At 74.0% G+C, this 14,435-nt stretch carries 13 protein-coding genes; 6 read left to right on the forward strand and 7 right to left on the reverse strand.

What is annotated here, in order from left to right:
• The first annotated feature begins 689 nt into the window (after positions 1–689).
• The gene (locus ACZ4UB_RS15535; RefSeq protein ID WP_468070540.1) at positions 690–2,177 is read left to right on the forward strand and encodes an AlkA N-terminal domain-containing protein; all 1,488 of its coding nucleotides are present in this window, start codon (positions 690–692) and stop codon (positions 2,175–2,177) included.
• 64 nt (positions 2,178–2,241) lie between these two features.
• On the forward strand, positions 2,242–2,769 hold the full coding sequence (locus tag ACZ4UB_RS15540; protein ID WP_467955848.1) for a methylated-DNA--[protein]-cysteine S-methyltransferase: 528 nt from the start codon (positions 2,242–2,244) through the stop codon (positions 2,767–2,769).
• Positions 2,770–2,800: 31 nt separating this feature from the next.
• Here the strand turns inward: ACZ4UB_RS15540 and ACZ4UB_RS15545 are convergent, their stop codons facing one another.
• The 3 genes from ACZ4UB_RS15545 to ACZ4UB_RS15555 form a co-directional block, all read right to left on the reverse strand.
• On the reverse strand, positions 2,801–3,229 hold the full coding sequence (locus ACZ4UB_RS15545) for a hypothetical protein (protein WP_354383135.1): 429 nt from the start codon (positions 3,227–3,229) through the stop codon (positions 2,801–2,803).
• A 68-nt stretch (positions 3,230–3,297) separates the two neighbouring features.
• Positions 3,298–3,792, reverse strand: a complete 495-nt coding sequence (locus tag ACZ4UB_RS15550; protein ID WP_468070541.1) for an NUDIX domain-containing protein — start codon at positions 3,790–3,792, stop codon at positions 3,298–3,300.
• Positions 3,793–3,836: 44 nt separating this feature from the next.
• Positions 3,837–5,552, reverse strand: coding sequence for a BCCT family transporter (locus tag ACZ4UB_RS15555; protein ID WP_468070542.1), 1,716 nt, complete (start codon positions 5,550–5,552; stop codon positions 3,837–3,839).
• Between the two features lie 143 nt (positions 5,553–5,695).
• Between ACZ4UB_RS15555 and ACZ4UB_RS15560 the strand changes: the two genes are divergently transcribed.
• On the forward strand, positions 5,696–6,844 hold the full coding sequence (locus ACZ4UB_RS15560) for a glycerate kinase (protein WP_468070543.1): 1,149 nt from the start codon (positions 5,696–5,698) through the stop codon (positions 6,842–6,844).
• Between the two features lie 500 nt (positions 6,845–7,344).
• Here ACZ4UB_RS15560 and ACZ4UB_RS15565 read toward each other — a convergent pair whose 3' ends face one another.
• The 3 genes from ACZ4UB_RS15565 to ACZ4UB_RS15575 all read right to left on the reverse strand — a co-directional run bounded on the left by ACZ4UB_RS15565 (position 7,345) and on the right by ACZ4UB_RS15575 (position 10,172).
• Positions 7,345–7,860: an O-acetyl-ADP-ribose deacetylase gene (locus ACZ4UB_RS15565; RefSeq protein ID WP_354383131.1), complete on the reverse strand. Its 516-nt coding sequence runs from the start codon at positions 7,858–7,860 to the stop codon at positions 7,345–7,347.
• Entirely contained in the window at positions 7,860–9,281 is a 1,422-nt protein-coding gene (locus tag ACZ4UB_RS15570) for a phytoene desaturase family protein (RefSeq protein WP_468070620.1), read from the reverse strand. The genes ACZ4UB_RS15565 and ACZ4UB_RS15570 overlap by 1 nt, the downstream gene beginning before the upstream one ends.
• 66 nt (positions 9,282–9,347) lie before the next feature.
• Entirely contained in the window at positions 9,348–10,172 is an 825-nt protein-coding gene (locus tag ACZ4UB_RS15575) for an inositol monophosphatase family protein (protein ID WP_468070544.1), read from the reverse strand.
• 212 nt (positions 10,173–10,384) lie between these two features.
• Here ACZ4UB_RS15575 and ACZ4UB_RS15580 point away from each other — a divergent pair, with 212 nt between their 5' ends.
• The 3 genes from ACZ4UB_RS15580 to ACZ4UB_RS15590 all read left to right on the forward strand — a co-directional run bounded on the left by ACZ4UB_RS15580 (position 10,385) and on the right by ACZ4UB_RS15590 (position 13,038).
• On the forward strand, positions 10,385–11,548 hold the full coding sequence (locus tag ACZ4UB_RS15580; protein ID WP_468070545.1) for an alpha/beta hydrolase: 1,164 nt from the start codon (positions 10,385–10,387) through the stop codon (positions 11,546–11,548).
• A 65-nt stretch (positions 11,549–11,613) separates the two neighbouring features.
• Positions 11,614–12,207 carry a TetR/AcrR family transcriptional regulator gene (locus ACZ4UB_RS15585; protein ID WP_468070546.1) on the forward strand — a complete coding sequence of 198 codons (594 nt, stop codon included), beginning with the start codon at positions 11,614–11,616 and terminating at the stop codon, positions 12,205–12,207.
• 72 nt (positions 12,208–12,279) lie between these two features.
• Entirely contained in the window at positions 12,280–13,038 is a 759-nt protein-coding gene (locus tag ACZ4UB_RS15590) for an SDR family NAD(P)-dependent oxidoreductase (RefSeq protein ID WP_468070547.1), read from the forward strand.
• 13 nt (positions 13,039–13,051) lie between these two features.
• Here ACZ4UB_RS15590 and ACZ4UB_RS15595 read toward each other — a convergent pair whose 3' ends face one another.
• A complete protein-coding gene (locus tag ACZ4UB_RS15595; RefSeq protein ID WP_468070548.1) occupies positions 13,052–14,173 on the reverse strand; it encodes a hypothetical protein in 1,122 nt (373 codons plus the stop codon).
• Between the last annotated feature and the right edge of the window lie 262 nt (positions 14,174–14,435).

The following is a 14,435-nucleotide window of genomic DNA, read 5'->3' on the forward strand; positions in this document are numbered from 1 at the left end:
GCGGCACACAGGCACGGGGCCCCGGACACCGACACGGTGACCGGGGCCCTTCGCGTTGCCCGGTGCCGGATCGGGCCCCGCGGGCGGCTGCCGGCGCGCCCGGACGGCCGGGGACTCGCGGCCGGATGCGGATCCGGCGGCGGCCGGGGTGCCTCCGGCGGCGCCTCAAACGCCGGCGGGGCTTGGTTGGGGCCCTGCACCTTGCCCGGCGCCTGTCGGCGGGACTGGGCTCCGGGCCCTTCCCGCCGCGCGGTGCCCCACCAAGCCCCGCCGGCGTTTGAGGCGCCCCGGAAGGCCGGGGACTCGCGGCCGAGTACGGATCCGGCAACGGCCAGGGTGCCCCCGAAGGGGCCGGGGCTCGCGGCCCCTCGCGCCGCGCGGTGCCCCACCAAGCCCCGCCGGCGTTTGAGGCGCCCCCGGAGGGCCCGGGACTCGCAGCCGAGTACGGATCCGGCAACGGCCAGGGTGCCCCCGAAAGGGCCGGGGCTCGCGGCCCCTTCGCGCCGCGCGGTGCCCGACCAAGCCCCGCCGGCGTTTGAGGCGCCCCCGGAGGAGTCGGGGCTCGCGGCCGGGTGCGGGGACAGGGGGGCTTGGTTCGGGCAGAACCAGGCGTGCCGGGCCCGGGGCGCGGCGAAGTCCATGTCGGAAAACCGCCAGCCCGGGCCTCCGGAATGTCCGATCCTTGAGGCATGCACACCGACACCGAGCGCTGCGTGCGGGCCGTCCGATCGAAGGACGCCCGCTTCGACGGATGGTTCTTCACCGCCGTCAGGACGACCGGGATCTACTGCCGACCGAGCTGCCCCGCGGTGCCGCCGAAGGTGGCGAACATGACCTTCCTGCCCAGTGCCGCCGCCTGCCAGCAGGCCGGCTACCGGGCCTGCAAGCGCTGCCGCCCCGACACCAGCCCGGGCTCCCCCGAGTGGAACGCCCGCGCCGACGCCGTCGCCCGGGCCATGCGGCTCATCCAGGACGGGGTGGTCGACCGCGAGGGCGTCCCCGGGCTCGCCGCCCGCCTCGGCTATTCGACGCGGCAGGTGGAGCGCCAGCTCAACGCCGAGTTGGGGGCCGGTCCGCTGGCCCTGGCCCGGGCCCAGCGCGCGCAGACCGCGCGGTTGCTGGTGGAGACCTCCGAGCTGCCGATGGGCGACGTCGCCTTCGCCGCCGGCTTCTCCTCCATCCGGACCTTCAACGACACCGTGCGCGAGGTCTTCGCCCTCGCCCCGGGCGAACTGCGCCAGAAGGCGCGCGCGGCCCACCGCGGCGCCGCCGAGCCCCGCGTCCCCGGCTCGCTGTCGCTGCGGCTGCCCTTCCGCGCCCCGCTCACCCCCGACAACCTCTTCGGGCACCTGGTGGCGACCGCCGTCCCCGGGGTCGAGGAGTGGCGCGACGGGGCCTTCCGACGCACCCTGCGGCTGCCCCACGGCACCGGGGTGGTGGCCCTGAGCCCGCGGCCCGACCACATCGCCTGCCAGCTGTCCCTGACCGACCTGCGGGACCTGACGATCGCGATCAGCCGCTGCCGCTGGATGCTCGACCTGGACGCCGATCCGGAGGCCGTGGACGAGCAGCTGCGCCAGGACCCGCTGCTCGCGCCGCTGGTGGACAAGGCCCCCGGGCGCCGGGTGCCCCGTACCGTCGACGCGGCGGAGTTCGCCGTACGGGCGGTGCTCGGACAGCAGGTGTCGACGGCGGCCGCGCGCACCCACGCGGCCCGCCTGGTGACGGCGTACGGGGAGCCGGTCACCGACCCCGACCCGGCGGGCGGGCTGACCCACCTCTTCCCGTCCCCCGAGGCGCTGGCCGCGCTGGACCCCGAGACCCTCGCCCTGCCGCGCAGCAGGCGCACCACCCTGACCACCTTGGTCGGCGCCCTGGCCGACGGGTCGCTGCCGCTCGGCCTGGGCAGCGACTGGGAGGCGGCGCGGGCGCAGCTCGGCGCACTGCCCGGTTTCGGGCCCTGGACCACCGAGGTGATCGCGATGCGGGCGCTGGGCGACCCGGACGCCTTCCTGCCCTCCGACCTGGGGGTGCGGCGGGCCGCGCGGGGGCTCGGCCTGCCGTCCACCCCGGCCGCGCTGACCGCCCGGGCGGCGGGCTGGCGGCCCTGGCGGGCGTACGCCGTCCAGTACCTGTGGGCGACGGACGACCACCCCATCAACCACCTGCCGGGCTGACCCGGCGGACCCCGACGGCGCACCGCACGACACGACACCGCACGACACGAGGAGACCCCGGCTCATGGACAGCACCCAGAGGCAGCACACCGTCGTCGACAGCCCCTACGGGCCGCTCACCCTGGTCGCCACCGGCGGCACGCTCAGCGGCCTCTACATGACCGGCCAGCGGCACCGGCCGCCGGAGGAGTCCTTCGGGGAGCGGGTGGCGGCCACCGAGGAGCCCTTCCCCGCCGTCACGGCGCAGCTGACCGCCTACTTCGCCGGGGAGCTCACCGCTTTCGACCTCCCCCTGCGGCTGGAGGGCACGGACTTCCAGCGCGGCGTCTGGGACCAGTTGACGCGCATCCCCTACGGCGAGACCTGGTCCTACGGGGAGCTGGCGGCCAAGCTGGGCAAGCCGAACGCCTCGCGCGCGGTGGGCCTGGCCAACGGCAAGAACCCGATCGGCATCATCGTCCCCTGCCACCGGGTGATCGGAGCCTCGGGGAGCATGACCGGCTACGGCGGCGGGGTCGAGCGCAAGGTGCGGCTGCTGGAGTTCGAGTCCGGCCGCGCGGGCACGGCGACGCCGACCGACGGCCTGTTCTGACCGACGATCGTGCGGTCGTGCGTGGTGCGACCTAGAGCACCATCAGGGGGACCAGGAGGGCGAAGGCCGCGCCGGCCTCGACCGCGTACCCGTACAGCGAGGGGTGCGGCACGGGGGCGGCGAGCAGCACCAGGCTCTGCTGGGACGCGGCGGCCTCCACCCACTCGGCGGGGGCGCCGAGGTTGCCCTGGTACCAGCCCTCGCAGGCGCCGGGCCCGCTGACGAAGAGGACGTCGTCCTCCCGGCGGTAGGCCGCGGTCCAGCCCTCGGCGGGGGCCGCCCAGCCGTCGTAGTCGGTGAAGTGGGCCCAGCCGCCGTCGCGTATCGCGGTGTCGAACAGCCAGACGGGCACGCCGTCGGGCGTGACGTCGGCCCCGGCCTGCTCCTCGGTGGTGAAGTGGACCATGGGCAGGGCGTCAGGCCCATCGGCGGTGCTGGGCCAGGCGTACATCGTGATCATCGGGCAATTGTGACCCGTCCCGTGTAGGCACCGTGTGATGGGTCACCCTCCGGGCCCCGCGGGCCCCGCTACAGGGGTCGGCGGCCGTTCTCCAGCTCCGCCGCGCCCTCGCCCGATCGCAGCACCCGGTAGGCCTCCGCGGTGCGCAGCCCCAGCGCGCCGGGCAGGTAGTCGGTGAGTTCGGCGGGCTCGACCAGCCGCCAGGAGATCAGCTCCTCCTCCTGGAGCCTGACGGCGGCCAGCTGGTCCGCGTCCAACACGCCGCCGTCGAAGAGGTAGGCCACGAGCGGCGGGCGGCCCGGCCCGAGCGTCCAGTCCACGGCGAGCAGCCGGCCGAGCGGGAGGTCGAGGCCGATCTCCTCGGCGCTCTCGCGGCGGGCCGCGCCGCGCGGGGACTCGCCCCGGTCCGACTCGACGGTCCCGCCGGGCAGCGCCCAGCCCTCGCGGTAGTTGGGCTCGACGAGCAGGACCCGGCCCGCGGCGTCCCGGTAGAGCGCGGCCGCACCGGCCAGCACGCGGGGCAGGCTCGCGATGTAGGTGGCGTAGTCATCCGTGGTGGTCACGGCGCCAGCCTACCGAGCCGCGCGGGGCCGGTCGCCGCTCCCGCTCAGGCGGTGCCGTCGCCGTCCTCGCGGTCCCGGGAGCGGGCTTCCGCCACGCGCTTGAGTCGGGGGTGGCGGGCCGGGCCCTGCTCGGTGAGGGCGTCGCCGACCATGGCCCGTACGGCGTCGCGCACCCCGTGCAGCGGGTGGTGGCGGGCGGGACCGGCGCCCGGGTCCTCCCGTAGCTCCTTCACCAGCGCCCAGCACACCAGGAGCATCACCAGGACGAAGGGCAGGGCGACGAGGATCGTGGCGGTCTGGAGGGACTTCAGCCCGCCGGCGACGAGCAGCACCGCGGCGACGGCCGCCATCAGCACGCCCCAGGTCACCACGAGCCAGGTGGGCGGGTGCAGCGAGCCGCGGCTGGTGAGCGAGCCCATGACGAGGGAGGCGGAGTCGGCGCTGGTGACGAAGTAGGTCATCACCAGGGCCATGGCGACGTAGGAGGTGAGCGTGCCCAGCGGCAGGGCGTCGAGCATCGCGAAGAGGGAGGCCTCGGTGCCGTCCTTGATCTTGGCGGCGAAGTCGACGGCGCCGGTGGACTCCAACCGGATCGCGGTGCCGCCCATCACGCAGAACCAGATGACGGTCGCCCCGCTGGGCACCAGCAGCACCCCGACCAGGAACTCGCGGATGGTGCGGCCGCGCGAGATCCGCGCGATGAAGGTGCCCACGAAGGGCGCCCAGGAGAGCCACCAGGCCCAGTAGAAGATCGTCCACGCGCCGAGCCAGGCGCTGTCGGTGAAGGCGCCGGTGCGGCTGGCCATCGGGAGGAGCTGGTGCAGGTAGCTGCCGACGCTGGCGGGGATCACGTCGAGGATGTAGACGGTCGGGCCGAGCAGGAAGACGAAGAGCATCAGGACGGCGGCCAGCACGATGTTGATGGTGCTGAGCCACTTCACCCCCTTGTGCAGGCCGGAGAAGGCCGAGAGCACGAAGGCGGCGGACAGCGAGCCGATGATGATCAGTTCGAGGGTGGTCGAGTCCTCGACGCCGGTGGTGATGTTGAGGCCCTTGGCGACCTGGAGCGCGCCGAGGCCGAGGCTGGTCGCGGTGCCGAAGACGGTCGCGAAGACGGCGAGCAGGTCGATGGCGCGGCCCGTCCAGCCGTCGGCGCGCTCGCGGCCGATGAGCGGGACGAAGGCGGAGCTGAGGCGGTTGCCGCGGCCCTTGCGGAAGGTCGCGTAGGCGAGGGCGAGGCCGGCGATGCCGTAGATGGCCCAGGGGGTCAGGGTCCAGTGGAAGAAGGAGTACTCGAGGGCCGCGCGGGCGGCGTTGCCGGTGCCGGGGGCCGCGCCGCTGGCGGGGGGCGGGGTCAGGAAGTGGGTCAGCGGTTCGCCGACCCCGAAGAACATCAGGCCGATGCCCATGCCCGCGCTGAACATCATCGCGATCCACGCGAGGTTGGTGAACTCGGGTTCGGAGTCGTCGGCGCCGAGGCGGATCCGGCCGAAGCGGCTGATCGCGAGGACGACGCACATGACCAGGAAGACGTCGGCGGCGATCACGAACAGCCAGGCGAAGTTGTTCAGCACCCAGGCCAGCGCGGTGCTCGACGCCGTGTCGAAGGAGTGCTTGCCGAGCGCCGCCCAGGCGACCACGGCCAGCACGGCGATCACCCCGATGATGACGACCGCGTGGTCGGGCGAGTCGTCCCCGGGGGGTACGGGGGCCCCCTCCGGGGTGTCCGGGCGTGGCTGTTCCAGTGAATCCGCACTCATGTGGCCCCACTATGCGGGGGAATGTCGGTATTAATGACCATGGCGCGCCGGGTGTGTCCCAGGCCACCCATGGGCATTGGAGAATCCTCCGGATAGGCTCAGGGTGGCGCGACTGCACTGTTCGATAGCAAGGGATTAGCAAGGTGACGGACGGAGCAGTAACTGAGACCGCGCGCGTGCTCATCGCCGCGGACAAATTCAAGGGTTCGCTCACGGCCGTGCAGGTCGCCGAGCGGGTGACGGCGGGCCTCCGCGAGGCCGTACCGGGCGTGGAGATCGAGACCCTCCCCGTCGCGGACGGCGGCGACGGCACGGTCGCGGCCGCGGTGGCGGCCGGGTTCGAGCGCCGGGAGGTACGGGTCACCGGACCGCTCGGTGACCAGGTCACGGCCGCTTTCGCGCTGCGCGACGGCACCGCCGTGGTCGAGATGGCGGAGGCCTCCGGCCTCCAGCTGCTGCCGGCGGGCGTCTTCGCCCCGCTGACCTCGACCACCTACGGCTCGGGCGAGGTACTGAGGGCGGCCCTCGACGCGGGCGCGCGCTCGATCGTCTTCGGCGTGGGCGGCAGTGCCACCACCGACGGCGGCGCGGGCATGCTGTCCGCACTGGGCGCCGTGTTCCTGGATGCGAACGGTGAACCGGTCGGTCCGGGCGGTGGCGCCCTGGCCTCCCTGGCCTCGGCCGACCTGTCCGGGATCGACCCGCGCTTCGCCGAGGTGGAGTTCGTCCTCGCCAGCGACGTGGACAACCCGCTGACCGGTCCGAAGGGCGCTCCGGCGGTCTACGGTCCGCAGAAGGGCGCGAGCCCCGAGGACGTGGCGACGCTGGACGCGGCGCTGGCGCACTTCGCGCTGGTGCTGGAGAAGGCGATCGGGCCGAAGGCGGCCGAGTGCGCGCTGGCTCCGGGTGCGGGGGGTGCGGGCGGCATCGGTTACGGCGCGCTGCTGCTGGGCGCCACCTTCCGGCCCGGCATCGAGCTGATGCTGGAGGTGCTGGGCTTCGCCCCGGCCCTGGAGCGGGCCACGCTGGTGATCACCGGTGAGGGCTCCCTCGACGAGCAGACGCTGCACGGCAAGGCTCCGGCGGGCGTGGCGGCAGCCGCGCGCGCGGCGGGCAAGGACGTCGTCGCGGTGTGCGGGCGGCTCGCCCTGACCGAGGAGGCCCTGCGGGCCGCCGGGATCCGGCGCGCGTATCCCCTGACGGAGATCGAGCCGGACACGGCGAAGTGCATCGCCAACGCCGGCCCCCTCCTGGAGCAAGTCGCGGCCAACATCGCCGCCGACACCCTCTAACCCCCGGGCCCCCGCTCCCCCAAGGGAACCGGGGGCCCACCCCAGGCACGCCCTCAAACGCCGGGCGGGCTGGAAGGACACACCCCGGACCCCCGTCCAAGACCCGGGGCCCGGGGCCGCCGAGCCCTCTAAGCCCCCCGGCCCAGACACGGACCGCCGCGCCCCTCTAAGCCCCGCCGGCGATTGAGGCGCCGCCGGAGGCACACCAGGACCCAGCAGCCCCCACAGGCACGCCCTCAAACGCCGGGCAGGCTGGAAGGCACACCCCGAAGCCCGACGGCTGGATCGGTCCCGCCAAAGCCCCAGGTCCAGGCACGGACCGCCGCGCCCCTCTAAGCCCCGCCGGCGATTGAGGCGCCGCCGGAGGCACACCAGGACCCACCCCAGGCACGCCCTCAAACGCCGGGCAGGATTGAAGGGCACACCCCGGACCCCCGTCCGAGACCCGGGGCCCGGGGCCGCCGCGCCCCTCAAGCCCCGCCGGCGATTGAGGCGCGGGGTTACGCCGCCGACGCGGCCTCGAAGGCGGCGTACGCCTGCGCGTCGAAGAGGACGAAGCGGACCTCCTCCACCGAGCCCCCCGCCGCGGAGCGGACCGTCGAGAGCGCGATCCGCGCACCGTCGTCCATCGGCCACCCGTAGACACCGGTGGAGATCGCCGGGAAGGCGACCGTACGGGCCCCCAGCTCGCCCGCCACCCGCAGGGACTCCCGGTAGCAGGAGGCCAGCAGCGCGGACCGGTCCTCCTCCCGGGAGTAGACCGGCCCGACCGTATGGATCACGTGCCCGGCCGGCAGCAGCCCGGCCGTGGTCGCGACCGCGAGGCCCGTCGCGAGGCCCTTGCCGTAGTGGGAGGCGCGCAGGGCCCGACAGGCCTCCAGGATCTGCGGCCCGCCGCGCCGATGGATGGCCCCGTCCACCCCTCCCCCGCCGAGCAGGGAGGAGTTCGCCGCGTTGACCACGGCGTCCACGCGCTCCGCCGTGATGTCGCCCTGGACCAGGATGATGCGGACCATCAGGAGGAGCCCTTTCGCAGGTGCCGCCAGACCGCCTTCGCCGCGTTGTGGCCCGACATGCCGTGCACGCCCGGGCCGGGCGGAGTCGCGGAGGAGCACAGGAAGACGGCCGGGTGGGCCGTGGTGTACGGGGACAGGGTGAGCTTGGGGCGCAGCAGCAGTTGGAGGCCGGAGGCGGCGCCGCAGGCGATGTCCCCGCCGACGTAGTTCGGATTGCGGGCGGCGAGCTGCGCCGGGCCGGCGGTCGCCCGGGCGAGCACCAGGTCGCGGAAGCCCGGGGCGAACCGCTCCAGTTGGCGCTCGACGGCGTCGGTGAGGTCACCGTCCCAGCCCGCGGGCACGTGCCCGTAGGCCCAGAAGACGTGCTTGCCCTCGGGCGCCCGGCTCGGATCGACGAGGCTGGGCTGCGCGGTGATGAGGAACGGCGTGCGGGGGGCCCGGCCGCTGGCGGTCAGTTGCAGGGCGGCGTCGATGTCGCGGGTGCGCGGGCCGACCTGGACGGTGCCGGCCCGGCGCGCCGCCGGCGCGGTCCACGGGACGGGCCCGTCCAGCGCGTAGTCGAGCTTGAACACCCCGGCGCCGTAGCGGTAACCGTCGTAGGCCCGGCCCAGTCGGGCGATCCGGGCCAGCGCGGTCGGCGAGGTGTCGAAGACGTAGGCCCGGGCCGGCGGGAGGTCGTCCAGCCGCTTGACCTCGAAGCCGGTGTGGACGGCTGCGCCCAGGTCGCGCAGGTAGGCGGTGAGCGCGTCCGCGATGGACTGGGAGCCCCCGCGCGGCATCGGCCAGCCGCCCGCGTGCGCGGCGAGGGCGAAAACCAGCCCGACGGCGCCGGTCGCGATCCCGCCGAGCGGCGCGATGACGTGTGCGACGAGTCCGGCGAACAGGGCGCGCGCCCGGTCGTCCCGGAAGCGCCGCATCAGCCAGGTGGACGGGGGCAGCCCCGCGAGCCCGAAGCGGGCGAGGGTGAACGGGTCGACGGGCAGCGCGGTGGACGGCAGGGACATGAAGTCCCGGGCCAGGGTGTCCCATCGGCCGAGGAACGGCGCGACCAGGCGGCGGTAGGCGCCCGCGTCCCGGGGGCCGAAGGACGCGGCGGTCTCGGCGACCGACCGCGAGAGCACGGCGGCGCTGCCGTCGTCGAAGGGATGCGCCATCGGCAACGGGGCGTGCAGCCACTCCAGCCCGTACCGCGCGAGCGGCATGGTCGCGAAGACGGGCGAGCCCGCGCCCAGCGGGTGGACCGCGGAGCAGGGGTCGTGCCGGAAGCCGGGGAGGGTCAGCTCCTCGGTCCTGGCCCCGCCGCCGACCGTGTCGGCGGCCTCGAACACGGCCACGGAGAAGCCGCGCCGGGCCAGTTCGACGGCGGCCGTGAGCCCGTTGGGACCGGCTCCCACGACGACCGCATCGAGAATCGACGACACCATGCGACTCCTTCGTCCGGTGGCGGCACCGCCCCAGGTGCCCCAGGATATTCCGCGGGCGTGGTGCTACGCGCCGCGCAGGAGGTCGCGGATCCGCAGCGCCGTCGCCTCGTCCCGACCGACCGCGAAGGGCAGTGCGTTGTCCCGGTCCACCCGGTACGGCTCGCCCGCGACGGTGCTCTGCGCGCCGCCCGCCTCGGCGACCAGCAGCAGTCCGGCCGCGTGGTCCCAGGCCGAGGGCCAGGTGAAGGCAAGGCCGTCCATCTCGCCGCGGGCCACCTTCAGGTACTCCAGGCCCGCCGAGCCGCAGGGGCGCGCCGCCACCCCCGGTACGTCGAGGCGGCCGAGGGTGCGCTTGTCCTCCTCGCTCGTGTAGAGCGGGTGGGCCATCGCGACCCGCAGCTCGGCGCCGGGCTCGGGGGAACCGCTGCGTATGGCCCGGCCGTTGACGAAGGACCCGCCGCCGCGCACCGCGGTGGCGATCTCCTCCAGGGCGGGCGCGAAGGTCCAGGACGCGAGGATCTCACCGCGTACGGCCAGGGCCACCAGCGTGCAGAAGCCGGGGTCCCCGGCCACGAACTGCCGGGTCCCGTCGACCGGGTCCACGATCCACACGGGGGCCTCGCCGCGCAGCGCACCGTAGACGGTGGGGTCCGCGTGCACGGCCTCCTCGCCGACCACCACCGAGCCCGGGAGCAGCCGGGTCAGGGAGTCGGTCAGGTGCTCCTCGGCGCGCCGGTCGGCGACGGTCACCAGATCGTGCGGGCCGCTCTTCTGGTCGACCTCGTGGTCGGCGAGCTGGCGGAACCTCGGCATGATCTCGACCGCGGCGGCCTTGCGGACGGCTTCCTCGACATCGGACAGGTCACGGGCCAGAAACTCTTCGATCATGCCTCCATCAGACCATGCCGGACCGACAATCCCCACCGACAAAGGCGGGCCCGCGGATGGACCGCGGGTAAACGGGGCCCGGTGGACGGGGCGGGCCGGTGGGCCCGGGGGGAGCGGAGGGTCGCGTACCGCCTGGTGGGGTGGGTGGGCCCGTGCTATACCGGCGCCGGGCGTCGCAGCAGCGGCACGTACCACCGACCAGGGGGATCTCCATGCGCGGATCGCGCGGATCGGCCGGCCCGTCGTCACCACGCCGTACCCGCCGGGGAGCGGCGCTGCTCGCCTGCGCCGCGGCCCTGGCGCTGGCGTTCGTGGCGGCGCCCGCGCCCGCGCCGGCCGCGGCCGTCGCTCCGCTCCCCTCGCTGCCCGCGCCCAACGCCTCGGGGTTGACCTTGCGGAGCTGGTCCGTCGCCACCGGTCAGAGCGAGCGGATGGGCGACGCGTCCTTCACCACGCCCGCCCTCTTCGCCGCGCACGGCGGCCCCCCGACGACGGGCCAGGTGCCGGTACGGGTACGGATCCTGCTGCCCGAGGACTACCGGCGGGACCCGGCGCACCCGTACCCCGTGCTGTACCTCCTGCACGGCGGCACCGGGGACGTCGAGCAGTGGTCGAAGAGCGACCAGGGCAACATCACGGCAGCGGTGCGGGGTTCGGCGTTCAAGGGCATCGTGGTGATGCCGGAGGCGGGCCAGGCGGGCTGGTACAGCGACTGGCCCGGGCACACGGACGGCTTCTTCGCCCCGCAGTGGGAGACCTTCCACGTCAAGCAGTTGCTGCCGTGGATCGACGCGAACTTCAACACGGTCAGGTCGGCGTCGGGCCGCGCCGTGGCGGGCGTGTCGATGGGCGGCTACGGAGCCCTGCGCTACGCCGGCCGCTATCCGGAACTCTTCTCCGCCGTCGGCGCGTTCTCGGGCGGTACGGACATCTACCCCGCGTCCGCGCAGGAGTTGATCGCCCAGTCCACCTGGACGGTGGGGGCCTCGATCCAGTGGACCGGGCTGCTCGACGGGAAGTACCGGGTCACCGGTGACACCCCGTACCGGATGGCGACGGTCTTCGGCGCGCCGGACACCTGGCCCGGCCAGAACCCGGCCAACCTGGCGCTGGACGGCAGGTACGGCACGTACAGCGGCAGGATGGCCCTGTACGCGGGCGGCGCCGACGGCCGCGGCGAGGTCGAGATCGGCGCCTGGAACGCGGCCCTGCACCAGGACCTCGCCGACCGCTCGGTGACCCACCGCTACTGCCGCGGCGCGGGCGATCACACCTGGCCCTTCTGGGTCCCGGAACTCCAGGACTTCCTGTCGTACACCTACGGCCCCACCACCCCGCCCACCTGCCCGAACGGCTGGGGGCCCCCGACCCCGTGACCGACGGGCGCCCGGCACCCAGGCATTCTTGACCGAGCGTTCCAGAGATGCCTATGATCTTGTGCATGGCCAGGACCAAGGAATTCGATCCGGACGCCGCGCTGCAGTCAGCTCTGGAGCTGTTCTGGCGCCGTGGTTACGAAGCCACGTCGGTGGCCGATCTGGTCGAGCACCTCGGGATCGGCCGGGCCAGTCTCTACGCGACCTTCGGCACCAAGCACGACCTGTACCTCAAGGCGCTGGAGCGCTACTCCGAGTCGACGCTCCCCGGGCTCCTGGCCGAGCTCTCCCGCCCGGGCCCCGCCCTGCCGGCGGTGCGAGGCGTCGTACGCCGCTTCGCGGCCGAGGCGGGCTCCCCGGAATTCCGGCTGACCGGCTGTTTCCTCACCAACACCGCCACCGAACTGGCCCCGCACGACCCGAAGGCCGCCCGTCGGGTCGAGAGCGACTGGGACCGCCTCGAAACACTGCTCCACGCGGCCCTCTCCCGGGCCCGGGAACAGGGCGAACTCCTGCCGGACCGCGACCCCCGCGCCCTGGCCAGGCTCCTCCTGGTCCTGATGCAGGGGATCCGGGTCGTCGGCAAGGCGACCGAGGACCCGGCGCGCGTCCGGGACGCGGCCGAGCAGGCCCTCGCCCTCCTGGACCCGCACGCCTGATCCACACGGGCACTCAGCCCCTCTTTTTTGCTGCCCTCATATTGAACCGTTCGTTCCAATAAGGAGATTTTCGTGAGCCGCTTCACCGACAAGAGCGTCCTGGTCACCGGTGCGGGCACCGGCCTCGGCCGCGCCATCGCCCTCGCCTTCGCGGCCGAAGGGGCCCGCGTGATCGCCGCCGGACGCACCGCGGCCACCCTGGAGGAGACCGTCGCCCTGGTCCGGGCCGCGGGCGGCACCGCGGAGGCCGTCACCGCCGACGTCACCGACTCCGACCAGGTCCGCGCCCTCGTCGAGCGCGGCGTCGCCCTCTTCGGCGGCCTCGACATCGCCGTCAACAACGCGGGGATACTCCGCGGGACCGCCCCGACCGCCGACATCACCGAGGAGGACTGGGCGGCCGTCCTGCACACCAACGTCACCGGCGTCTGGCTGTCGATGAAGCACCAGATCGCCCACATGCGCACCAGCGGCGGCGGCGCGATCGTGAACGTCTCGTCCAACCTCGGCACCCACCAGCGCATCCCGAACGCCGCCGCCTACCTCACCTCCAAGGCGGCCGTCACCACCCTCACCCGCGCCGCGGCCCTCGACCACATCGGCGAGGGGATCCGCATCAACGCCGTCAGTCCCGGCGCCTCGGCCGGCCCGATGTCCCTGCTCCCCGGCGAGAGCGAAGCCGACCGCGCCGAGCGGGTCAAGACGCAGAACCCGCTCGGCCGGGTCGCCGAGGCCGAGGAGATCGCCGCCGCCGTGCTCTACCTGGCCTCGCCCGCGGCCGGCGCCGTCGTCGGCGCCGACCTGGTCGTGGACAGCGGCTCGTCCGCCTGACGCGCGCGCGGGGTCAGCGCGCGGCCGGGGCGCCGAGGCGCTGGAGGTAGTACTCGCGACCGCCGAAGATGGTGTCGAAGCCGCTGTACCCGGCCAGGTAGAGCGCGCCGTCGGGCGTGGTGGCCAGCGATGACACCCCGTCGAGGCCCGCCTGGACGCCGCTCACGGCCTCCCACGCGGCGCCGGTCCAGCGGACCAGCTTCGGACCCTTCCCTCCGGAGACGCCGAGGTGGACGCGCCCGTCGTACACGGCGAAGGATCGGGCGAAGTCGGCTCCCGGGACGTCACGGCGGGTCCAGGCGGCGCCGTCCCAGTGCAGGACGTACGCCCCGGCGCTCGGCGTGCCCAGGCCCTTCTCGTCGAGGATGTGCCCCGCCACCCAGACGTCGTTGGGCCCGCTGCTCCTGACCGAGTCCAGCAGGGTGCTGACCTTGGCCGTCGCCGGCACCGGTACCTCGGTCCACCGGGTGCCGTCGTAGTGGAGGGCGAGGCCCTGGAAGCGGTCGTTGGCCAGGCCGCCCGCGGAGCGGTGGCCGACGGCCCAGATGTCGTTCTCCGCCCGTACGTCGAGGCCGTCGAGGCCGCCGTGGATCTGGTCGAAGGCGGTGGTGTTCCAGGACGTCCCGTTCCAGTGCGTCACCGCCGGGGACCCGTTCGCGCGGGAGTTGCCGACGGCCCACAGGCTGTTGCGGCTGACGGCCTTGGCCGCGATGAGTTCGAGCTTCTGGGTGTCCGGGCTGAGGTTCCCCGACCACGAGGTCCCGTCGTAGTGGTTCACCCGGAAGACACCGGTGCTCGTGTCCTTGCGACCGATGGCCCAGACGTCGTCGTTGGCCGTGCCGGCCAGCGTGGCGATGCCCGCGTCGGCCGGTGGCGTCAGCTCCTTCCAGCTGTTCCCGGTCTTCTGGTACAGCTTTTCCGAGACCCTGCAGCTGCCGCAAAGGGGCCGCAGGGTCTTCCCGACGGCGCTCTCGGCGTCGAACGGGAGGATGTACGAGCCACCCTGCCCGGCGACGGGCTGGGGCAACGTCTCCCAGACCGGCGCCGCGGCGTTCGCCGGCGCGGCGGCCAGCGCGACGCCGGCGACGGCCGTCACCGCGGCCGCACGCAGGGTGCGGCCGATGTTCGTGATCATTTCCTTCTCCATCACCGTCGTACGGACGGCCGGGGCGACGGGCGACGACCGTGCCCCCGCACCCTCGGCACACTGGTGCGAAGTCTGATGTCGCCACGTATCCGCCGGCTATGCCCCACTTATTCCGGTGACTTCATGCCCCTATCTGTGACCATGCGTCAAGAAAGGCTCACAACAGCGGACTTGGTCGCCCTTGGCGAGGGCGAACGGGTCGCGGGCGTGGGCCAGGTCCTCGCCCACGTAGGCGGGCGCCGCCACGCAC

It is taken from the genome of Streptomyces sp. NPDC028419 (assembly GCF_055565515.1).

Bases quoted from the DNA above. Each gene is read 5' to 3' on its own strand.
- ACZ4UB_RS15535 (WP_468070540.1), top strand. From the start codon at position 690: ATGCACACCGACACCGAGCGCTGCGTGCGGGCCGTCCGATCGAAGGAC.
- ACZ4UB_RS15540 (WP_467955848.1), top strand. From the start codon at position 2,242: ATGGACAGCACCCAGAGGCAGCACACCGTCGTCGACAGCCCCTACGGG.
- ACZ4UB_RS15545 (WP_354383135.1), bottom strand. From the start codon at position 3,229: ATGATCACGATGTACGCCTGGCCCAGCACCGCCGATGGGCCTGACGCC.
- ACZ4UB_RS15555 (WP_468070542.1), bottom strand. From the start codon at position 5,552: ATGAGTGCGGATTCACTGGAACAGCCACGCCCGGACACCCCGGAGGGG.
- ACZ4UB_RS15565 (WP_354383131.1), bottom strand. From the start codon at position 7,860: ATGGTCCGCATCATCCTGGTCCAGGGCGACATCACGGCGGAGCGCGTG.
- ACZ4UB_RS15575 (WP_468070544.1), bottom strand. From the start codon at position 10,172: ATGATCGAAGAGTTTCTGGCCCGTGACCTGTCCGATGTCGAGGAAGCC.
- ACZ4UB_RS15580 (WP_468070545.1), top strand. From the start codon at position 10,385: ATGCGCGGATCGCGCGGATCGGCCGGCCCGTCGTCACCACGCCGTACC.
- ACZ4UB_RS15585 (WP_468070546.1), top strand. From the start codon at position 11,614: ATGGCCAGGACCAAGGAATTCGATCCGGACGCCGCGCTGCAGTCAGCT.
- ACZ4UB_RS15595 (WP_468070548.1), bottom strand. From the start codon at position 14,173: ATGATCACGAACATCGGCCGCACCCTGCGTGCGGCCGCGGTGACGGCC.